Origin of the sequence: Shewanella zhangzhouensis (genome assembly GCF_019457615.1) — a bacterium.
In the GTDB taxonomy this organism is placed as follows: Bacteria; Pseudomonadota; Gammaproteobacteria; order Enterobacterales; family Shewanellaceae; genus Shewanella; species Shewanella zhangzhouensis.
This window is the reverse complement of sequence record NZ_CP080414.1, coordinates 2,209,300-2,230,743: the sequence shown is the minus strand read 5'-3', so window position 1 is coordinate 2,230,743 and position 21,444 is coordinate 2,209,300. Positions and strand designations below refer to the sequence as shown.

The window sequence follows — 21,444 nt, the reverse complement described above, 5'->3', positions numbered from 1 at the left end:
AAGATTCAAAGAATCATTGAGTTATAGCGATTAAATTTACTTAATATATAATGAAAATTCTTCAGCAAATTCTGTGAATGTAATTGCAGGTCGACCTAGAACATTCTCTACATCTGTAGTTACATAGTCATAGTTTCCTTGCGCGAACCAATCAAGGATTTCTGCGAGGTGGATAGCTAGCCACTCGTTCATTCCAGCAGCTTTCATTGCTTCTTCTGCCGCATCTTTAGGAACAGCAATATATTGAATGTCTTTGTTAGCAACTTTCGATAAAATCTCAGCTTGTTCAGCAAAAGTAAGCGCTTGCGGGCCAGAGAGTAGGTAAGTTTTTCCCTCATGTCCTTTAGCGATTAAAGCTTCTACCGCAACTGCCGCCACATCACGAATATCCACAATACTTTGCTTTGCATCACGAAGCGGAAGGAAGAATCGTCCCATACTCTTGATAGTTTCTAAGCTACCAAACAAGTTTTGATAAAATGAATTTGGCTGTACTAGGGTGTAATTTAATCCCGACTCCTTCACCATTTCATCCGTTTCTGCATGCATCCGAATGATTTCTGAACCAGCTTCTTTCGATGCTCCCATCCCAGAAAGTTTAACCAGATGTTGTGCGCCACTTACTTTCATAGCCTCAATGACATTGCCAACCCATTGTTTATTATCAGGGTGGGCAACCATTGCAAGGTAAACTCTTGATACTCCTTCCATCGCAACAGTCAATGACGCAACATTGTTAAAATCTCCAACTCGAATCTGTTCATTATGTAACTGCAACGACGCTGCATTTTCATAGTTTCTTACCAGCACGCTGAAGTCAGCGCCCTTTTCTTTAAGCTGACGAACAACTTCAGAGCCTGTGTTACCGGTTGCACCTAGAACGAGAATAGTCATTTGTTCACCTTCGATGTTAAGGGTTGAGTGTTTGGTGTACGAAAACTATAATTCATCCCATTACTGATGATTAGACCGCTAATGTGGGTTTTACTATCCCATTTATGGGATAATGGTGAATGTATGAGAGAATTCGATGGGCTGCCGATATTTGCAAAAGTAGTTGAATTGGGTAGCTTTTCTGAAGCCGCGAGGCTGTTAAACTTACCTACCACAACCGTAAGTCGGAAGATTCAGTTGCTGGAGGCAGAGTTAGGGGGGAAACTGCTCAACCGAACAACCAGGTCATTATCCTTAACCGAGTTAGGCGAACGAGTCCTCCCCAAAGCCTTGCTTATACAAGACACATTGAAGGAACTACAGTCAGAGGCAGAAGCCTTTTCGACTGAGCCGCTTGGTCAACTTCACCTTTCTGCACCTCGCGCCTTTTGTCAGAATATCCTCGCCCCTTTACTGGTAAAATTTAGACAAAAGTATCCCGGAATTAAAATTGAACTAGATGCGTCTAATCGGATACAGGACTTGACAAAAAGCCGGACAGATTTCGCCTTTCGTATCGGAGAACTGGCAGACTCCTCACTATTAGCGGTGCCATTGTCTAAAGTACATTACGAGCTAGTAGCGAGTTCGGATTGGGTTACTAATAATTCAGAGTTAACACATCCGACACAATTGAATACAGTTTCAACTATTAGAAATCATGTAGAAGGATACATTTTACCGTGGTATTTCAATAAAGACGGAGAGAGTCATCTCCACCAGATGGAACCAGATCTATTATCTGATGATCTTACAGTGAGTTTAGCATATGCCCGAAATGGGCTTGGGGTTGCCTACTTACCTGTGTCTCTAACGAAATCCCTATTAGAATCTAAAGAACTAGTAGCATTATTACCAACTTGGCAGAAGCAGACGCTAACTGCATACCTAGTTTATACCAATAGAAATTACCTCCCACAAAAGTCAAAACTCTTTATCGAGTTCATTAAAGAAAATAAAGGATATTTTAAAAACCACCTGGAGTGGAACTGATTTTAACTTTCAATGAGCAGTCATGAAATTAAATCTATTGTATACTTTAAAATTCAAACTCATTATAATAACTATAATCATTGTTAAAATATAAGATTGGCCCCAATTCTATTATTGGGACCAAGCCTAGTCATGCAAGAAGTTCAAATTGTCACTGTTGCAACTAACGTTTTAAAAGTTATATTTAACTGACATTTGAACTCGATCCAGTTCAACCTTATAGTCATCAGTACGTTTGTTTTCGGAGTGAATAAACTCCACGCCCAAGGTAACTGGCTTAAATGGAGAGTATAGCAAGTTAATGTTATAGGTGATGGAACTTTCATTCACTGGTGTTATCGGTCTCAGATCATAATCAGCCTTAACGCCTGAAATGGTTATATTAGAACGCCACTCTTTGTTCCACCAGTGACGATAAGATACAAACCCAGATAAGTTAGAAATGGTCTCAAGCTTGCCGTCATTCACTACAGCCCCGTTTGCAAAGTTCAGTCCGAAGTAGCGCCCCATTCCTTCGCCCACGTTTAATTGAAATCGAAACTCATCACTGTTGCTGGGAATGTTGATATAGCCCGCTGCTGATACAGCCCACGCAAATTCACTTTCATCAATATTCGCTTGATCATAATCCAATTGACTTAGCACCGCGCCTAGAGATAGTGAGCCAAACGAGGGTTTAAAGTCGTAGCGAATATGTACGTCGGGTATAGAATTGGAATCTGGAGTAATCCTAGCGCCAGTATTGTAATTGGTAAATGTACTAACAGGATTTTCGAGAGCAAAGGTCCAATTATCTGTGCTATATCTAACCATTGTCTGACGGGTAAAAATGGTACCGTCTGGCACCCCTAAGAAATCTAGATGCTCTGGTAATGATTTTAAGTTGAGAATCGTGGTCCATGTTTGACCAAATAGCCAATCGTCGAAAGTCACATAGAGGTGACGCATACGCGGCGAGTAGCTGTTTGACACAATTTCATTACCATCGTCATGGAGCAAAAAATCAAGCTCATAGAAACCACTTACCTTGTGGCCAACAACGGTATTAGAAGCGCCAATATTAAACCTTGACTGTCGAGCATGGAAATCCACTACGGTATTGCTACGATCTGAGCCATAAAATGCCCCAGGAGCAACAAAATGTCGACCAGGGCTATTGTTTGCTGGAGCCCCCTCACTAAAGTTACTGAACATTAAATCAGCCTTTAAATAACCTCCAATTGTAACTTCAGTATCTTTGAGATCATTTAAAGTGGCAGCAGAAACGCCTAATGTGTTGCATACTAACAACGCAAGGGCTATAGTACTCTTCGAAGTTGTTTTCATAAATCATCCAATTATTGATTTCTAATAGGCGGGAATGTTCCCGCCTAAATTCTAGTTATTTGTGATTTTTAAAGTTAAACTCATGGCAGTTGTTACACATTACTTCTTTTGTTTGATGTTCACCATGACAGTCTTGGCAAGGAACTCGCTTGCCATAGTGCATGTTGTTATGTGGATTTTCATATTCGTTATGACCCGAATTAATAGTTTTCGCTGCCAATTTGTCAATATTGTGACATTTTTGGCAAGCGTTATCTGCAGGACGCTGAGACGGTTCATTTACGCCATGGCAGCTTTTGCATTCCTTGCTTCCCTTATATATGGAAGAGTGGTAAATACGTCCTGTAACCTTCCCCTGATCAATTACTGTTGTAGTGTCAGTAGCAAAGGAAAAATGCGATACTGACGCAAACATCAGTCCTGCGATTGCAATTAATAGATAAATTTTCTTCATCATCATTATTCCTGGATTATTAAGCGGTATTTTTCATTACAGTACGGCCAGCCGTCATACCCATAACTAGAGTCTCGGTAATAGAGGTACTCCCAAGACGGCTTACACCATGAATACCCCCGGTCACCTCACCAGCAGCATACAACCCGCTAATAGGCATTCCAGTATCAGCACTGAGCACTTCGCCATATTTGTTGACCTGGGCGCCCCCTTGGCAATAGTGCACTTTCGGCCACAGGCGAACCACGATGAAAGGAGCTTCCAACTTCTGCCCTTTTACCATATTCATAGGCTTACCAAATTGCTCATCGTTACCTTTATCCACATAAGCGTTCCAATCTTCTACCTGCTGTTGCAACGCTTCTAAAGGGACATCAAATCGCTTGGCAATGGCATCCAAATTTTCCAATTCCCAACCCACGTTGTGACGAAGCACGTTGTCCAAGGTGTGGTGGCTTCCTTCCGCGGATTTTTTGCTTGTGATAAGTATTGGTGGATACGGGTTACCTTTATCATCACGGCAGCTAAGTTCGGCATCGGCACGGATTTTACGATCTGCAAGCTCGTTAACAAACCGCTTCCCGGTCCGGCGATCCACCAATATAGAATGAGGGAAATTGAATACCGCATACAAAGGCATATATCCCATACCCTTTTCATCAGGAGATGCCCAAGGGCCAATCTGAATGTGGGACATATGCACTGGCGTCGCCCCTAGTTTCAGCATAGCAAGCAAGCCTTCACCAGTTTGTCCAGGTGCATTGGTAGAGCGGAGTTCTTCTGTTAAAGTTGGATCCTGTGACATACGCAGCCGAATATTCTGTGAAAAACCGCCAGAGGCCATAATGACGCCTCGAGTTGCGCGTATATACTTTATGTCACCACTGTTTTCATCACCGAAGTAATACCCTTCGCGTACCTTGATGCCTTGAACAGAGCCATCTTCTGAGGTAACGAAATCCAAAAATTTTGTACGATTCTGGATGGTAACACCGCGCTTTAGCAGTTGTTCAGTTAACGGTAGAGTGATCCCTGAGCCGGTACGGTTTGCAGTGGAGTGACTGCGGGGCGCAGAATGTCCCCCCATATGCACCAACTGCTCATTAAACTGAACTCCTGCCTTGATACACATGTCGTATGCGTCGATAGCATGGGTGGCAATGTGGAGCAGAATTTCCGGATTGGCAATTCCGCGGCCAGATTTCTTCTGATCTTCCACCATCAACTCAGGGGAATCGCTCACATTAGATTTTTTTTGTAGAGGGGAGCCTGGCACAGAAAAAAGGCCACCGTTGATCGCAGAGTTGCCTCCTAACTCCCCCATCTTTTCGATCATGATGACAGATTTAGCACCATTGTTAGTCGCTTCAGTAGCAGCTGCGAGGCCAGCGAATCCTGTTCCTACGACAACAACTTCGGCTTCTTTGTCCCAATTTACTTTATTGGATTCACAAGCTACTGAAATACCGGGAGTTGCCAAAACAACACCCGTTGCACCTAAACCAGTTAAAAATTGGCGGCGCCCTAAACTTAAGTTATCACTCTTTTTCATCGCTTCCTCTCACCTATATTTGACATTAGAGTGTGCAGATAATCAGAGGAGATTGTTCTATATCTACCGTCCGATACAGTAAATGTTAGCTACAGGGCTTAAGGCAAAATGTGAGTGTGATCCATAAAGTTTTAAATGTATTAAAGATATTTGAAATTACACTTTTCACGATTAGCAATGTCGAAATTCGACTCACATGCACTATAAAAATTTGTTTGGGATATATATAAAACTTATGCAAACCCAAATTGAAGAAGTTATTTTCAAAAAAGTAGCACACCAACTCATCATATTGAAAAATCTACTTTAATAATCAATTGGCCATACTAAAAGCAATTGTTTAATCAAATACAATAATTTAAAAAACAACACCAAAGATATTGGTATATTCTGAACATTAAAAATAGTTTTGTTTCACAATTTTATTCACTTATTAAAGTTAAATCATTTCTTAGATTGTAAATTTTACTTCTATTATAATATATACATTTATATCTACTCTTCAAAAAAATAAAGCCCCTAAAAAAGGGGCTAAGATCCACGGATATTTTTTATGATTTTACATGTTCAAAAACTGTGAGATAGCTTCGCCTGCTTGATCAATGCTTATCACACCGTCAAAGTGTCCATGAGAGCCATGAAGTTCGACAATATAGACCGGTGTACCGTCTTTAGCTATCATTTCTGAGGTTTTTTTAACCTGGTCCGAAATAAATATTTGATCTTTCTCTGTATAGATAATCATTACCGGTGCAGATATTCGAGATAATCCTTCAGACGAAGATGAGCTGTGGCCCGTAAAAAATAACTGACATGCCTTAGCGAGGTATAAGAAATGGTTTGCGTCGGAGAGTATTGCTCTGCTTTTTGCTATATCGTAGAGAGTCTGTTCGATTTGAAACTGATTGGCATATGCGTCCATCGGATTGTGAGTGGCATCAGCCCAATTTCGACCATAATTTTTATTTGCCCACTCCCAGTGCTGACCATGCAGCGCAATCACCTTCAAGGACTCTGTAAGACCATCGACCGGAGCTAGTCCTTTATAGTAGTTACCCTTGTTCCAGTTCTTATCAAGTTTAATCGGTGCAGACCAAATGTTCAGCCAACCAATCAAGTTGGCACTTGCCCAACCGGACCCGATGACAGGGATGATGCGGGAGACTTTATCAGGGTAAACAGAGCCCCACTCATAAGCCTGGAGGGCTCCCATGGAAGGTCCTATTACCGCATGGAGTTTATCGATTCCAATACTGTCGAGCACCTGCTTTTGCACTTCCACAAAATCACGAATTGTAACGACAGGAAAATCCATGCCGTAAGGCTTTCCTGTAGCAGGATCAATTGATGCTGGCCCAGTAGTGATCACATTTGGGTTACCCACTTCTAAATTGACTAAGCTATCCACTGAAATGACAAAATATTTATCCGTGTCTATAGGCTTACCGGGGCCAATAATGCTATCCCAATAACCTACTTTGGCGTCATTAATGGAATAGCGACCTGCTGCGTGACTGTTACCACCAAAATAATGGCATATTAGAATCACATTACTTTTATCAGAATTCAAAGTACCATATGACTCCCAACCAACCCTCACATTTTTGATTTCATTTCCATTGAAAGTTTTAAAAGATGGAATAAAAAAAGACTGTTTTTTAACAATATCTTCATAGCACCAGGCATCGAATGTAAGGAGCATGACAATAAAAAATATTAAATTTTTAAACATAAAACCCTCTAATTAAAGCTTTTTTAAAAAATTGAATATGGCCGCAGATAAAATATTAGAAATTTTCAATCTATAAAGCATTATCTTTTTGTGTAAAGATAGAATAATTAGCCAAACAAAGACTAAAATCGCGAAACAAATAGATGCAAAACTGAGGTTGATTTGTGTCGCTAGATATCCAGTAAAAATTACAGGAATAGAGTTAGATGAGTAACTTATTATATAAAATAAGGCAATAGTGCTTGCTCTCTCTTTAGGCTTTGCTAATGGAAAAACAATTCGTGTACACCCTAGGGAGAGAATCAAATCAGAGAATTGCATATTCTGTTGATAAATAGCATAAAATGGTGTCGGGGCGCTAGCAGAAGATAAAAACACGAATACAGAAGTAGAATGAATTAATTTATCACGAGCATTGCGATTACTTTTAAACTGCGTTAATTTTTTTAACATGTAAATTGTATCTGAATTGACATACACGAATAGTTCGTATGACATTATTATTCTTAAAGACAAGTTGTCAAGAGATTCATTGTAGAATTACTGTCGAAATTCGATATTTTATTTTCCGATATCCGCAATGTTTAGTATCGACATAATCCAAGCCAGCTCAACCCTATATTTTAAACTTGCTTTGTGGCAGCCAATATATTTTATAAGAAAGGAAGGAAGATTATTTGGAAGTATGGAATAATTGAAAAGCGACTCACTGGTGATTCGATAATTGAAATTTCCCATTCGCTTCACGACTTCGGTTCACTCTCTTTGAGGTAAATCAGAATTACGTTTATACTATAAAACGTATGTACCTTATGTCTTACTTTGGAGTTAAAGCCACAGTGTTTAGAAATCTGTATCGTGTTGATCTGTTTACACTCATTGTGCTTGTTGAGATATGTGAACAAAAGAGCGGACGTTTGGCTGCGAAGCGTTTGGGTACAACTCAATCTAAAATTAGCCGAGCTCTTGCGACGCTAAGAGATGTTTTTAATGATGAGCTTTTTGTGCGTCGACAGATGGGGATGGAAGCAAACGAGCTAACTCGAAAACTTTATCCTCATGCCAAACGGATTATCGAACAGTTTCGGGAACTTGATGGCAGTGTCGGTAGTCCTTCTGAAGAACTAACCAAGGTCCACCTGGCCATACAGGAACATGTTTGCCGTTGGATTATAGATGATCTTCTCAGCGCTCGTCTATCTGATGGACAGCGTATAGCGCTCAACATTGAAAACTGGTCTGATGACTTTGAGGACCAGATACACAAAGGTGATTTGCATTTTTGTTTGTCGCTTAGCGATCAGGTTGAAGGACTGCGCTCGCTAAGCGTCAATGGGAAACAGTCCATACATGTGGTTGGACGCCGGGACCATCCATTCTTTAAGGGGGCCATTACCTTAGATAGGTTGTTAAAGTACCCTATTACCGCGTTTAACTATAACTTTAACAGTATCAGACCCTGCCAAATAGAGAAAATATTTGAATCTGTTGGACACAAAGCAAATGTTTACTTTAAACCCAGTAGCCTCAATCTAATTCTGGACCATTTGGAAAAAAGTTTAGACTTGGCCTTCGTAAATAACCTATTCTCCCTTAAAGGAGCTAAAGAACGTCAGGGATTGAACAGCGTTAACGTTGATGAGATCTGGATTGGGGTTCTCAGACAACAGCTTCCCAGCTTCCATCTTTTAGCAAGCAACTCAGCTAACATGGAGTTGGGCGAAAGAATAGTCAAGATTGTAGAGGAAAGGCTAGATCAAATAACTTTTGAACTAAAAAATGATTTATAATTTTTACTATGCGCAATGTGATCTTTTATAGGGTTTTTCATTAATCTTTTATATAGAGTTCTTCGTGTTAATGAACATTAAATTATTGAAGTTCCGTCTATCATCTTCATGTAACATTAAAAATTTAATAACCACCGCAAAAGTGGTGGTTATTAATTTTTTATATCTTATCAGTTAAATTCCAACACTAATTTTTCGCTTGATGTTTTAAATCAACTGTATCCCGCCACCAAAACTGCGGTAGATGCCGACTAAACGGATAAAGCTTTGCTGTTGCACCAGCGCCAGCTGATCGCGTGCGCGCAGTAGTTCGCGCTCGGCGTCGAGCAAGGACAAGAAATCACCGCTGCCAGCGTTATAGCGATCACGGGCGATTTGCAGGACTTTGTTTGCCGCCTGCCACTGTGCTTCAGTGCTAAGCTGCTGCTCGCGGCTGAGGTTATAGCTGTTAAGCGCTAACTGCATGTCGTTTAATGCGTTAAGCACCTGCTGCTCAAACTGCGCCAGCGCAATGTGGTTGCCTGCTTCGGCCTGACGGATGCGGGCTTTTACGGAGCCTAAATCAGCGGCTTGCCAACTTAGCGTTGGTGCGACAGACCAGCTTTGCGTATCGCCATTTAGCGTTAAACCCGGGCCGGAGATAAAACCTAAAACGCCACGTACAGACAGGTTCGGGTACAGATCAGCTGTAGCGACACCAATTTGCGCGGTGCTGGCGGCTAAGGTGCGCTCGGCCACGGCAACATCGGCGCGATAGCGCAGGTAGTTTTCACCCTCAACCAGTGCTACCGGCTGTTTTAGCTCGGGCAAATGCGGCAAGGCGCCAAGCTTTAACTCGCCCGGCTGCTGCGCTAATAACGCAGATAAGGTGGCGCCTGCAGTTAATAACGCAGTGCGATATACCGGCACCGCGGCTTTTACCTGATGCAGCTGCACATCGATTTGCGACAGCTCCAGCTCGGAGGCCATACCGGCCTCTAAACGGGCTTCAACAATATCGCGGCTTTGCTGCAGGTTATGCAGGTTTTGCTCGGCGACCACTAAACGCATTTGCGCGCCGCGATAGTCACCATAAGTACTGGCGACCTGGCTGATGAGCTGCAAGCGCGCGTCCTGCCACAGCAATTCGGCTTGCTGGGCATTGGCCTCGGCAGCTTCGGTGGCGCGGCGAATTTTACCGAACAGGTCTAAATCCCAGCTCAGGTTAGCACCGCTGTTATAGCCGCGGCTAACCACAGCATCGTCCAGATTGGACACACTGGGGTTTTTGCTGGCCTGGTAACCCGCATCCAGCGTGCCCTTGGGTAGCCAGTCGTTACTGGCATCGCTAAACACCGCATAGGCACGCTCGGCATTGTAACGGGCCTGTGCCAGGGTGCGGTTTTGCGCCAGCGCCTCAGTAATTAGTTGGTTAAGCGTGGCGTCGTCAAACGCCTGCCACCAGTTTTGTACCTGTTCAGCCTGCTGATATGGCGCGCTGACATTGATATTAGTCACGCTTTGCGGCGCCTGATAATCCGGGCCGACAGCACAGCCGGTAACCGCGGCTACCAGCAGTGCGATAGCCGGTAGTTTTACGATATTACGCATGGCTTGCCTCCGCGCTCGTTGAACTGTTTAAGGCTGCGCTGTCGCTGGCAGTAGCGGCAATGTGCTGCTGTGCTGCAATCGTTTTGCCACGTTTAGCCAGCATGTAATAAAACAGCGGCGTTAAAATCAGACCAAAAATGGTGACGCCTATCATACCGGCGAATACCGCTACCCCCATGGCCTGGCGCATTTCGGCGCCGGCACCGGTTGAGAACACCATTGGCACCACACCCATAATAAAGGCGATAGAAGTCATCAAAATTGGCCGCAAGCGTAAGCGACCGGCTTCTAAGATCGCCTCCAGTGCGCTCATGCCCTGATCTTGCAGCTCTTTGGCAAACTCGACGATTAAGATGGCGTTCTTGGTGGCGAGGCCAACCAGTACGATCAAGCCGATCTGGGTGAAGATGTTGTTATCGCCACCGTAGATCAGCACGCCGCTTAGTGCCGATAACAGCGTCATCGGAATAATTAAGATAATCGCCAGCGGTAAGCGTAAGCTCTCGTACTGCGCCGCCAGGACCATAAATACCAGCAGGATCACCAGCGGGTAGATCAGCATGCCCGCATTACCGGCCAGAATTTGCTGGTAAGTTAACTCGGTCCACTCGTAGGTCATGCCGTTTGGCAGCGTTTCGGCGAGGATTTTCTCAATCGCCGCTTGCGCTTCGCCACTACTGTTGCCTGCCGCCGGGCCACCGTTAATTTCAGCAGTGGTAAAGCCGTTGTAATGCATTACCCGATCTGGCCCTGCGCTGTTAGTGACGTTAATAAATGACGCCAGCGGGATCATCTCGCCCTGGTTATTTCGTACCTTTAACTGGCCAATTTGCTCTGGTGTTTGGCGAAACTTCTCGTCGGCCTGCATATTGACCTGATAGGTACGGCCAAACTGGTTAAAGTCATTGACATACACCGAGCCCATATAAGCCTGCAGCGTCTGGAAGATTTCATCCATCGCCACGCCCTGCTGCTTAGCTTTAGTGCGGTCGATATCTAAATCCAGCTGCGGCACATTCACCTGATAGCTGGAGAACACACCGGCCAGCTCTGGCGTTTGCCAGGCTTTCATCATTACCTGCATGGTTACTTTATACAGTTCTTCATAGCCGTGGTTACCGCGGTCCTGAATTTGCAGCCGGAAACCACCTATGGTACCCAGCCCCTGTACCGGCGGCGGCGGGAAGATAGCGATAAAGGCATCTTCAATACTGGCAAACTTCTGGTTTAGTGCACCGGCAATCGCATTGGCCGATAAAGCGGCACTGTCGCGTGCCTCAAAGCTGTCTAAGCCGACAAACAATACGGCACTATTCGGGCTATTGGTAAAACCGTTAATGCTCAGGCCCGGGAAGGCAATGGCATTGGCCACGCCAGGGTGATCCAGTGCAATAGCTGACATGCGTTTTACTACTGCATCGGTGCGATCCAGTGACGAAGCATCCGGCAACTGGGCAAAGGCCACAAGGTACTGTTTGTCCTGCCCCGGCACATAACCGGTTGGCGTACTGGCAAACTGCAGGCCGGTTAAGCCAACCAAGGCGATATACAGCATACCGACGATGGCGCCAAAGCGGATCACTTTACGCACCAGATAGCCGTAGCCTTGGGATAATTTGCCGAAGAAACGGTTAAACGGCGCAAATAACCAGCCACCTAACAGTTTATCCATGGCGCGGGTTAAGCCATCTTTCGGTGCATCATGGCCTTTTAGCAGCAGCGCGGATAGCGCCGGGCTTAGCGTTAACGAGTTAATGGCCGAGATAAAGGTCGAAATGGTAATGGTTAAGGCGAACTGCTTATAGAACTGCCCGGTTAAGCCCGACATAAAGGCGGTAGGAATAAATACCGCTGCCAGTACCAGCGTGGTGGCAACAATAGGGCCGGTCACTTCTTTCATCGCTTTTTGCGTTGCCACTACCGGCGATAAACCCTCACTGATATTACGCTCAACGTTTTCCACCACCACGATGGCGTCATCGACCACTATACCAATCGCCAATACCAAGCCAAACAGGGATAACGCATTAAGCGAAAAGCCCATCAACTGCATAAAGGCAAAGGTACCCACTAATGACACCGGCACGGCCACTAACGGAATAATAGAAGCGCGCCAGGTTTGCAGAAACAGCACTACTACTAATACCACCAGTAATACCGCTTCGAGCAAAGTTTTTACTACCGCTTCAATCGACCCGCGCACAAAAACTGTTGGGTCGTATACGATGTCGTACGTTAAACCGTCCGGGAAGCTTTTTGACAGCTCGGCCATTTTGGCGCGTACATCATCCGAGATTTGAATAGCGTTAGAGCCAGACGCCTGGAAAATCGGGATGGCCACCGCTTCTTTGTTATTTAACAAGGAGCGCAGTGCATAAGTTGAGGCGCCCAGCTCAATACGGGCCACATCTTTTAAGCGGCTAATTTCACCATTGGCACCTACTTTAATAATGATGTTTTCAAACTCTTCCACCGCCGATAAGCGGCCTTTGACGTTAATCAATAACTGAAACTCAGCGTCGCCACTTGGCTGCGCCCCCAAACTACCGGCAGCAGCCTGCTGGTTTTGCTCACGAATCGCTGCAGTGATTTGCGACGGCGATAAACCCAGTGCTGAGACCTTGTTCGGGTCCAGCCAAATACGCATGCTGTAGTCACCGGCACCAAACAAACGCACCGCACCCACGCCTTCAATGCGCGCCAGCTCATCTTTTACATTCAGCGCGGCGAAGTTAGACAGGTACAGCATATCGTAACGCTCATCTGGCGAGGTTAAATGCACCACCATCGTTAAATCGGGTGAGGATTTCTCGGTAACCACACCCAAGCGCTGCACTTCCTGCGGCAGGCGCGGCTTGGCGCGCTCTACTCGGCTTTGCACCTGAGTTTGAGCTAAATCGACATCGGTGCCAATAGCGAAAGTAACGGTTAAAGTCATGCGGCCATCGGATGTAGCCTGCGATGACATATACAGCATGTTTTCCACGCCGTTAATCTCCTGCTCCAGTGGCGATGCCACCGTTTGAGCAATTACTTTCGGATTGGCGCCGGGATAATTGGCGGTCACCACCACGGTTGGCGGCACCACTTCAGGATACTCGGTGACAGGCAACTGCCACACTGCGATAGCCCCGGTTATAAAAAACAGCAAGGATATCACCGCAGCAAAGATTGGCCGCCTAATAAAAAATTGCGATAACATGATTTACACCTTACCCCTGATTTTCCGAAGTACCTGTTTTAGCTTCGCTAGCGATTTTGTCAGTCTGAACTGTCAATGACCTTGTTGTCTGATCCAGCAACTCTTGCGCACTTCTTAGCTCAGCTAACTGCTCGTATGAAGCCATTTCGACTAATTTGGGTTGAATTTGCATGCCGGGACGCACACGCTGAAGACCGTTTACGACAATACGATCTGAAGGATTCAATCCTCTTCGTACGAGGCGCAGTCCATCAAGTTTTTCGCCCAATTCGATAGCGCGGTACTCAAGCTGATTACTTTCATTCACCAAAAGCACAAACTTATTATTTAGATCGGTGCCAATAGCTTTCTCATCAATCAGCACACCGTCATAGGTAGCACTGCCTGCCAACCTTACCTTAGCAAACAGCCCAGGTAATAACTGGTTGTCTGCATTAGCAAAACTGGCACGTAAACGGATAGTTCCGGTTTGAGAGTCGACGCGATTGTCAACGAAATCGATAGAACCAACGTGGCGAAACTCGTCATCAGTCGCCAACGCCATATAAACTGGATTAGCGCCAACTTCCCGGGTATCGACTCTATGTCCACTTTTTGCCAAGTGCCTATATTTTAAAAAAGTCTGCTCATCAACATCGAAATATGCATACATGATTTCTGTTGATACCAAGTTGGTGAGCAGTGTTTGACCAGCGGTCACGTAGTTCCCAACAGTAACTTCTGCAAGAGACACTCGACCACTAATCGGAGCTTTAACTTTTGTAAAACTTAATTCCAATTCAGCACGTTCCAACGCTGATTTGACAGAGTCATGCTTGGCCTTGGCTTGGCGTTTGTTAGCGAGTCGATTGTCCAGAACTTCTATCGATATCGCTTGTTGTTGACTGAGTTTCTCAGCTCGAGAGTACTCATTGTCAGCTAAAATTGCGGCACTATTGGCACTCTCAAGCTCAGCTTTCAAACGAGAAACCTCAGCTGAAAAAGGGCGAGGATCAATCTGAAATAACAGATCTCCTTTTTGCACTAACGATCCCTCAGTAAAGTTAAGATGCTCAATATAGCCCGATACCCTTGGCATTAATTTCACCGATAATGGAGCTTGTAAGCGCCCGGTAAATTCATCCCACTCAGTTACTTTTTCATAAACGACCTCTGCAACACTTACTTCAATAGGCCCTTGCTCGACTGGCGCACCACCCTGGTTACCGCATGCAGTGAGGAAAATAACTGCAAAACCCATTTTTAACATTAACTTACGTATATTCTTCAACATCGTTAGCGCCTTAAAATTTCAGCTCTTTACGCAGTAAGGAGCATTGCCCCTTCCAAATGTGTACCGGTCGGTATATATTACATTACAAGAAATCCGTGTCAAAAGATTTATGTACCGCGCGGTACATTTGTATAAAAAAATCTAGATATATTCAATAATATCTGATACTTACTAGAATATTGACTTGTGTTAACCGACGTTATCAAAAGTGATTTTGGCCATGGGGAATAGAGACCTAATGGGTACTCCTTGAAGGCTAAACGTGATAAACTTGCAACTGCCGAATGGTTATTCCAGCGCTATAGCCTAATGCTAAGCAATTGTTTCTGGACTGGTGATTGGTTTTTAACTGTACTATCTGAATGTAGGAATTGTTGTCATGTCAGATGCTCATAACTCCCCTTCTGTTGGACGCCCACGCACTTTCGATTGCGAGGCTGCACTGGAGAAAGCTCTGGAAGTTTTTTGGCAAAAAGGCTACGACGGCGCTTCACTCTCTGATCTAACAGAAGCAATGGGCATAAATAAGCCCAGCCTGTATGCCGCGTTTGGCAACAAGGAAAAGTTGTTTTTAAAAGCAATTGAACTTTATGAAAACAGACCGAGTTCGTTCTTTTTACCTGCTTTAGCAAAACCCACAGCTTATGAGGTCGCAGAACATATGCTATACGGCGCAGCAATGAATATGGCCGATAAAAGCCATCCTCAAGGCTGTGTCATCATACAGGGCGCTTTATCCTGCAGTGAGGCTGCCGCTACGGTTAAGGAAGAATTGATTAATCGACGCATTGAAGGTGAACTGAAACTGCGAGAGCGGTTTGCCAAGGCTGTTAGGGAAAGCGATTTGCCAGTAGATACGGAAGTCGAGGTGCTAGCTCGATACATAGGAACTGTCCTACAAGGAATGGCGATTCAAGCAAATAACGGTTCTACCCGAGAAGAGTTAATGCAAGTAGCTAATATAGCTTTAAAAATTTTCCCTAAGAACGATCATGAATCAGCCTCCGCCAATGCGGACAGCGTCTAAATACTATGAACCTTAATAAATAGATGCGTGTTTTCGTAAAGAACTTTTCACGATCGTAGTCAGCATCTCCCTACATGACGCCTAAAGCGTCTTTATCGACGTCCTGTGGTTCGATTTTCCAACTTCCAACCCAATATCGTCTCTACGCGGCTGATTTTGGCCCTGTTTAAGGCCAATTTTCCCATTTTAGGTAGATCTCGCCTGTGCCCGTATCAATTAGTCCACTCGAACCAGGTTTGCCAGGGCAAATAACATCTCCAACGGACTGTCGTTTTTAGCCAGCCCCTTGTACCTAGCTTTGACGAAACCAAACTGACATTTAACTATCCGAAATGGATGCTCAACCTTGGCTCGGATACTCGCTTTCAGATTTTCATACCTGATGTTAAGCTTATTCTTGCGCGGGTGTTTCGTTAATGCATTCACCTTGCCGGGACGCTCGGCGATAAGCCAGTCCGCGCTGACATGGCAAAGCTCATCGCGCTTTTCGGCCCCCTGATAGCCAGCATCTACTGAGATAAATTCTTCATCGCCATGCAGTAACTTACCAACCTGATTGAGGTCGTGCTGTTAGCCGCAGTGGTCACCAAGCTGTGGATCGGGCCACTTTGGGCGTCCACCCCGATGTGCGCTTTCATACCGAGCTACCACTGGTTACCTTTCTTGGCTTGGTGCATGTTTTGGTCGCGGCTGTTGTCTTAGTTTTTAGTGGAACTGGGGGCTTGAATTATCGTGGCATCCACCAAGGAGCCCTGAGTCATCAGCACGCCACACTCTGCCAGCCAGTGAATAAATAGTACTGAAGATTTTGCGTGCCAGTTCATGCTGCTCCAGTAAATGAATGATATTCATGATGATAGTGCGGTCTGGAATGGCTTTATCCAGTGACAGGCGAGGAAATTGGCGCATGGAGGCGATTTCATAGAGGGCATGTTCCATGGCCTCATCGCCCCAGATTATACCATTGTTGCATACAGTGAATGCGCAGTTTGGTTTCCAGTGGATAAGGCCTGCGACCATTACCGGCCTTGGGATACACAGGCTCGATAACGCCAAATAGTTTGCCCCAGGGAAGTAAGCTAATCCATTCTATCAAGGGTGAATTCTTTGCGGGTCTGGCGGCGTTTGCTGGAAAACTCACTGTCGGAAAAAGTCAGCTGGTGGCTCATCCGGTTACTCATTCCTGTTTCAGGTCACGACAAGAAGATCGCACATCTCGGTCTTATTCGCCCGCTCCTTAATCCTAGCTTCCTTAACGATTCCTGTTCATTTTAAGATTTGCGTTGCAAATCTTAAACATAAACTTAGTACCCCCCAGCGCCCGCGGTAAACTGTCCCTAGAGGATTCACTCCTTTGTCATCGTCTTTTGGCAAGTCAGCCCCGGGGAGGGATTATGTTTAGAGCCCTGATGTTTTGTTTTCTGTTACTCTCGAGCGCACTACCCAGCTTCGCTCAGGCCGAGGAACACACAGTGTCTCAGAATGCCACCTGGCATTATGTAGATGCCGACGGTCAGCTGAAGATTAAGCTCTATTTCTTCTGGTCTAAAACCTGCCCGCACTGTGCCGAGGCGCACCCCTTCATCGACAGTCTGCCGGAAAAGTATCCCTGGATAGTGCTGGAGTCACACATGGTGTCTCAGGCGGGTACGCAGGAAAAATGGCAAGCCATCGCCGAGCAGACCAAGGTTGCCGCCCGTTCCGTGCCCTATATCGCCGCCTGTGAAAATGCGATCATAGGCTACAGCAACGAAGCCGTGACAGGACAATTTATTCTGCAGCAACTCAAGGCCTGTTACCGCGCCTTGGGCGGTGTGGTCGCAGTCGATGATCAGGCTACCCAGACAGGGACGGCTTCCACTGAGGGCGAGCTGCTGTTTGCCACCTGTAGCGCCAGTAGCGAACTCGGTACCTGTGACCTAGGACTGGAAGAAAGCGCACCTGCAGCGCCCGTCACTAAGGTACAGCCTATAGATCTGCCGCTGATCGGCGTGGTGGCGCCCGAGCAGCTCTCCTTGCCAGTGTTAACCGTGGTGCTGGCAGGCGTCGATGCCTTTAACCCCTGCGCCTTCTTCGTGCTGCTGTTTCTGCTCTCTATCATGGTAAATGCCAAGAGCCGCAGTCGCATGTTGATCGTCGGCGGCATCTTCGTCTTCTTCTCGGGCTTTATCTACTTCCTGTTTATGATCGCCTGGCTCAACATCTTCGAGCTGCTGGGCGCGGGGAGCGATGGTGGCCTCATCATACTCGGAGCGGGCCTGATGGCATTGGTCGCCGGTGCCATCAACATCAAGGAATACTTCTTCACCAAGGGCGAGGTCAGCCTCTCCATGTCGGCGGAGAACCGCACCGGGCTTATCAAGCGCATGGGTAAACTCACCAGCGCCAGTAGCATGGCGGCGATGATTGCCGGCACTGTGGTCTTGGCCATACTGGCCAACGCCTATGAGCTGCTGTGTACCGCAGGCTTCCCGATGATCTACACCAGCGTCTTGTCTATGCATGAGCTGCCGGCATTCGAGCGCTACCTCTATCTGGCCTTCTACAACATAGTCTATGTGATCCCGCTAGCGGCTATCGTGATCGCCTTCAGTGCCACCCTGGGTAAGCGCAAGCTCACCGAGAAAGAGGGACAGACATTGAAGCTGATGTCGGGTATCATGATGATAGGCTTGGGCGGCATGCTGGCCCTAGATCCGACCGCACTGCAAAATGCCGGTTTGGCCATTGGCTTGATCTTCGCCTCCATCGGCCTAACCTTCATCATCAGCATGGGACGCAAGTTGATAGAGAGACGCGATACCATCAGTTAATTAGGAAAAGCCTAAAACTATCCAAAACGTTGCCGATAGGACTATGGTTAATCTGTGCGAAGTATTTCGATTAACCATAGTCAAAGTAAATATGCTCCCACCCAGTTAAAGGTGGTAATCATGGCACTAACAGTTGGAACCAGTAACCTACAACCGAATCTCAGCAATAAAACCCACCTCAACACTAGCTCATTCTCCGAATATTTAGACTTCCAATTAACCATACAAATAGAAGTAAGCTCCACGACAAAATTTTCCTCTTGTGATTAGTACTGTTAGATAAAGTAAATTTCAAATGTTAAATTGCCCCCCAAAGTGATCCACTTTACCCCTTAATTTGAACAGAAAGCTGGTCTAGATATTTAATAAATCCTGCGTCTTTAAATCGGGAGTTTATTAAATATTTGGAGTGTTCGATATTTCACTATTAAGCATCATTCGCCGTTGGCAATTCCATGATAGGATGTCTAGCCGAGAAATGGTTTAGACCGACAAGATCATCGAGAAGTACCGTCAGACGTTATCTCAACAGCAAGCTTCCAGTGCCTAAATATCCTATACGCATATCTCAGAATAAAACGGATGAGTTTCAGGAAATACCTATTAGTTAGTTGAAACATGAAGAAAAAAACAGAGCAAGGCGATAAAAAATATCTATGAAGACTTCGTATGTTTGTATCATAGCGGCGCTTATGACAAACTGGCCGCCTTTGACCATAAATGCCGCGAAGAAGAAAAGCCAGCAATTTTTGTTCCAGCAAGTGTGCCTACAAAAGACTATTAGTTTAACTTATCTGACAAATAATCAATTAACGTTCTGACACTTTGCGGCATATACTCTCTAGATGAATAATAGAGATAGACTGGTAGTTGTGGCCCCCAGTGTTTTTGCAGAATGGGCACTATCTCCCCTTGCTCTAGCTCCGCTTTGATCATCCACTCTGATAGACCTACAATCCCCCAACCAGAACATAGCAGGGTCTTTGCTGCGATAAAGCTATCCACGGTAATGCTTCCCTGTGGCGTAATTAAGTGCTCCTTATCACCGTCATACAAATTGATACTTCGAAACTTACCCGTTTCAATCGAACGGACCGGTAAGCAGCGGAAATCAACCAGTTGCTCTATCGTATTCGGCACTCCATATTTTTCAACAAACAGCTTTGATGCATATAGACCAATATTGCTATGAAATAGTCGCTTAGCTATCAAACGAGAATCTTGGTTGATTGAAGTACCAATACCCAAATCGAATCCATGGCTAATCAGATCTACACTGGCATCACTAAAGTATAAATTTAGCTGCACATCTGGATGTTTATAATTAAACGCCATCAAGTGCGGGAGTATAGTATCCACACCCAAAGCTGTTCCTGGAAGATTAACTTTAATTGTGCCAGCAAGCTGTAAGTTCGTTTCTTTACATGAGTCTATAGCAGAAAAAATACTCATCACTGCTGGTTCAAGATTTGCCACTAACTGGCGTCCAGCCGAGGTTAAGCTCAGAGAGTGGGATGAGCGATGAAACAGTTTAAGCTTCCATTCATCTTCTAACTTATTAATTGCTTTACTCACAGCAGGCGCAGAAATGCCAAGGTTTCTCGCTGCTGCGGAAAAACTCTGTTCTTTGGCGACCTCAATCAAAATAGGTAGCTGGCTTGGGAGTGATTTCATAGAAAACTCTTTATTAACCATTGGTTAAGGCGGTTATAACTTATACTCTATAGATGGTTTATGAAACCTAATATATTATTCCTGCCAACGCAACTAATGACGAGATTGAGATTATGTTTAAGCAAACATTTACGACTTTAACTCTAGCTACTGTAACGATGATGGCTCCAGCTTTGGCTGCAGGCAAACATCACCAACAGCCAGTTATTGATTCAGTTATATCCATGCCAGCAGGTCACTTTTTTGAGAACCTTACCTACAAAAACGAGCAGGAACTGGTTGCGACAGATTACACAGGTCAATCGCTATATAAGTACAATGAACAAGGTCAAGCAGCACTTTGGGCGAAGGTAGATGGTCATCCTGCATCAATCCGTTTTGATGAAAAGGGCGAAGGGCTACTATCAGTACATGAACTATCTATCATGGCAGGTGCTGACTTTCTAAACCATATGGCTCTATATAAAGTCTCAACGAAAGGTAAACTAACACGTCTTGTTAGTCTTGATACCCCTGCTTTTCTAAATGGCATGCTCTATCTTGGCGAACAGCAGTATCTCATTGGGGATGCTGCTATGGGTAAAATTTACCGATTTGATATGAATAGTAACAAGATGTCGTTGTGGCTTGATGATGAGGCACTACAGCCAATGCAAGAGCGCCCTAGTCTGCCTGGTGTAAACGGAATTCAACTCTACAAAGGTGCGATTTACTTTACAAACTCAGCACAACAAACTCTCGGAAAAATCACTTTAAAAAATCATCAAGCAACAAAGGTTGAGATCATCGAAACAGGTATTCAAGCCGATGATTTTATTATCAATGAACAGGGTGATTGGTTTATCACGACTCACCACAACGAAGTGATCAAATTCACCGCTCGAAAGGAAAAATCTGTGGTTTTAGAGGATGGTATAAAGGGCAATACAGCGATTCAAATGAGTAAGCAAGACAAAGGCTACTTCTACATAACTAACGATGGCGGCTTATTATTTGGTGGTAAAGAAAACGCTGGCCTGTATAAAGTTAAGCTGTAAATAACATTCGCAATATTAACTAGTTCAAACAGAGCAGTCCGCGCAGAT

Annotated in this window: 15 protein-coding genes and 1 pseudogene; 5 read left to right on the top strand and 11 right to left on the bottom strand. The window is 45.0% G+C overall.

The genetic code is table 11. From position 1 onward, the window contains the following. Positions 1-36 precede the first annotated feature (36 nt). Complete coding sequence (locus K0H63_RS09575) at positions 37-894, bottom strand: SDR family oxidoreductase (RefSeq protein WP_220067736.1); 858 nt, start codon at positions 892-894, stop codon at positions 37-39. A 123-nt stretch (positions 895-1,017) separates the two neighbouring features. Between K0H63_RS09575 and K0H63_RS09570 the strand changes: the two genes are divergently transcribed. After that, the gene (locus K0H63_RS09570; RefSeq protein ID WP_220067735.1) at positions 1,018-1,926 is read left to right on the top strand and encodes a LysR family transcriptional regulator; all 909 of its coding nucleotides are present in this window, start codon (positions 1,018-1,020) and stop codon (positions 1,924-1,926) included. A 171-nt stretch (positions 1,927-2,097) separates the two neighbouring features. Here the strand turns inward: K0H63_RS09570 and K0H63_RS09565 are convergent, their stop codons facing one another. The 5 genes from K0H63_RS09565 to K0H63_RS09545 all read right to left on the bottom strand — a co-directional run bounded on the left by K0H63_RS09565 (position 2,098) and on the right by K0H63_RS09545 (position 7,443). Further along, the gene (locus K0H63_RS09565; protein ID WP_220067734.1) at positions 2,098-3,252 is read right to left on the bottom strand and encodes a DcaP family trimeric outer membrane transporter; all 1,155 of its coding nucleotides are present in this window, start codon (positions 3,250-3,252) and stop codon (positions 2,098-2,100) included. A 55-nt stretch (positions 3,253-3,307) separates the two neighbouring features. Further along, positions 3,308-3,709, bottom strand: a complete 402-nt coding sequence (locus K0H63_RS09560; RefSeq protein WP_258405692.1) for a cytochrome c3 family protein — start codon at positions 3,707-3,709, stop codon at positions 3,308-3,310. A 16-nt stretch (positions 3,710-3,725) separates the two neighbouring features. Further along, complete coding sequence (locus K0H63_RS09555; RefSeq protein WP_220067733.1) at positions 3,726-5,258, bottom strand: flavocytochrome c; 1,533 nt, start codon at positions 5,256-5,258, stop codon at positions 3,726-3,728. Between the two features lie 559 nt (positions 5,259-5,817). Further along, positions 5,818-6,990 (bottom strand): E22 family MetX-like putative esterase, encoded by a 1,173-nt coding sequence (locus K0H63_RS09550; protein WP_220067732.1) that lies wholly within the window; start codon positions 6,988-6,990, stop codon positions 5,818-5,820. A 12-nt stretch (positions 6,991-7,002) separates the two neighbouring features. Beyond that, positions 7,003-7,443, bottom strand: coding sequence for a hypothetical protein (locus K0H63_RS09545; protein WP_220067731.1), 441 nt, complete (start codon positions 7,441-7,443; stop codon positions 7,003-7,005). A 386-nt stretch (positions 7,444-7,829) separates the two neighbouring features. Here K0H63_RS09545 and K0H63_RS09540 point away from each other — a divergent pair, with 386 nt between their 5' ends. After that, a complete protein-coding gene (locus tag K0H63_RS09540; RefSeq protein ID WP_220067730.1) occupies positions 7,830-8,780 on the top strand; it encodes a LysR family transcriptional regulator in 951 nt (316 codons plus the stop codon). A gap of 207 nt (positions 8,781-8,987) precedes the next feature. Here the strand turns inward: K0H63_RS09540 and K0H63_RS09535 are convergent, their stop codons facing one another. From K0H63_RS09535 to K0H63_RS09525, 3 genes are read right to left on the bottom strand one after another with little or no spacing between them, the layout of a single operon-like run. Continuing rightward, a complete protein-coding gene (locus K0H63_RS09535; protein WP_220067729.1) occupies positions 8,988-10,370 on the bottom strand; it encodes an efflux transporter outer membrane subunit in 1,383 nt (460 codons plus the stop codon). Further along, entirely contained in the window at positions 10,363-13,575 is a 3,213-nt protein-coding gene (locus K0H63_RS09530) for an efflux RND transporter permease subunit (protein WP_220067871.1), read from the bottom strand. The genes K0H63_RS09535 and K0H63_RS09530 overlap by 8 nt, the downstream gene beginning before the upstream one ends. A 7-nt stretch (positions 13,576-13,582) precedes the next feature. Continuing rightward, the gene (locus tag K0H63_RS09525) at positions 13,583-14,845 is read right to left on the bottom strand and encodes an efflux RND transporter periplasmic adaptor subunit (RefSeq protein WP_220067728.1); all 1,263 of its coding nucleotides are present in this window, start codon (positions 14,843-14,845) and stop codon (positions 13,583-13,585) included. Positions 14,846-15,224: 379 nt separating this feature from the next. Here K0H63_RS09525 and K0H63_RS09520 point away from each other — a divergent pair, with 379 nt between their 5' ends. Beyond that, positions 15,225-15,872 (top strand): TetR/AcrR family transcriptional regulator, encoded by a 648-nt coding sequence (locus K0H63_RS09520; RefSeq protein ID WP_220067727.1) that lies wholly within the window; start codon positions 15,225-15,227, stop codon positions 15,870-15,872. Positions 15,873-16,088: 216 nt separating this feature from the next. Here K0H63_RS09520 and K0H63_RS09515 read toward each other — a convergent pair. Continuing rightward, positions 16,089-17,041: pseudogene (locus tag K0H63_RS09515) on the bottom strand (IS5 family transposase). A 225-nt stretch (positions 17,042-17,266) separates the two neighbouring features. Between K0H63_RS09515 and K0H63_RS09510 the strand changes: the two are divergent. Next, a complete protein-coding gene (locus K0H63_RS09510; protein ID WP_220067726.1) occupies positions 17,267-18,685 on the top strand; it encodes a cytochrome C biosynthesis protein in 1,419 nt (472 codons plus the stop codon). A 780-nt stretch (positions 18,686-19,465) separates the two neighbouring features. Here K0H63_RS09510 and K0H63_RS09505 read toward each other — a convergent pair. After that, positions 19,466-20,359, bottom strand: coding sequence for a LysR family transcriptional regulator (locus tag K0H63_RS09505; RefSeq protein WP_220067725.1), 894 nt, complete (start codon positions 20,357-20,359; stop codon positions 19,466-19,468). A gap of 113 nt (positions 20,360-20,472) precedes the next feature. On the opposite strand from K0H63_RS09505, the gene K0H63_RS09500 reads away from it, so the two are divergent. Beyond that, positions 20,473-21,396: a hypothetical protein gene (locus tag K0H63_RS09500; protein WP_220067724.1), complete on the top strand. Its 924-nt coding sequence runs from the start codon at positions 20,473-20,475 to the stop codon at positions 21,394-21,396. Positions 21,397-21,444 lie beyond the last annotated feature (48 nt).

Excerpts from the sequence above, each read along its gene's own strand:
- K0H63_RS09535 (WP_220067729.1), bottom strand. The coding sequence starts at position 10,370 with ATGCGTAATATCGTAAAACTACCGGCTATCGCACTGCTGGTAGCCGCG.
- K0H63_RS09510 (WP_220067726.1), top strand. The coding sequence starts at position 17,267 with ATGTTTAGAGCCCTGATGTTTTGTTTTCTGTTACTCTCGAGCGCACTA.
- K0H63_RS09560 (WP_258405692.1), bottom strand. The coding sequence starts at position 3,709 with ATGATGAAGAAAATTTATCTATTAATTGCAATCGCAGGACTGATGTTT.
- K0H63_RS09500 (WP_220067724.1), top strand. The coding sequence starts at position 20,473 with ATGTTTAAGCAAACATTTACGACTTTAACTCTAGCTACTGTAACGATG.
- K0H63_RS09555 (WP_220067733.1), bottom strand. The coding sequence starts at position 5,258 with ATGAAAAAGAGTGATAACTTAAGTTTAGGGCGCCGCCAATTTTTAACT.
- K0H63_RS09525 (WP_220067728.1), bottom strand. The coding sequence starts at position 14,845 with ATGTTGAAGAATATACGTAAGTTAATGTTAAAAATGGGTTTTGCAGTT.
- K0H63_RS09520 (WP_220067727.1), top strand. The coding sequence starts at position 15,225 with ATGTCAGATGCTCATAACTCCCCTTCTGTTGGACGCCCACGCACTTTC.
- K0H63_RS09505 (WP_220067725.1), bottom strand. The coding sequence starts at position 20,359 with ATGAAATCACTCCCAAGCCAGCTACCTATTTTGATTGAGGTCGCCAAA.
- K0H63_RS09545 (WP_220067731.1), bottom strand. The coding sequence starts at position 7,443 with ATGTTAAAAAAATTAACGCAGTTTAAAAGTAATCGCAATGCTCGTGAT.
- K0H63_RS09575 (WP_220067736.1), bottom strand. The coding sequence starts at position 894 with ATGACTATTCTCGTTCTAGGTGCAACCGGTAACACAGGCTCTGAAGTT.
- K0H63_RS09570 (WP_220067735.1), top strand. The coding sequence starts at position 1,018 with ATGAGAGAATTCGATGGGCTGCCGATATTTGCAAAAGTAGTTGAATTG.
- K0H63_RS09565 (WP_220067734.1), bottom strand. The coding sequence starts at position 3,252 with ATGAAAACAACTTCGAAGAGTACTATAGCCCTTGCGTTGTTAGTATGC.
- K0H63_RS09550 (WP_220067732.1), bottom strand. The coding sequence starts at position 6,990 with ATGTTTAAAAATTTAATATTTTTTATTGTCATGCTCCTTACATTCGAT.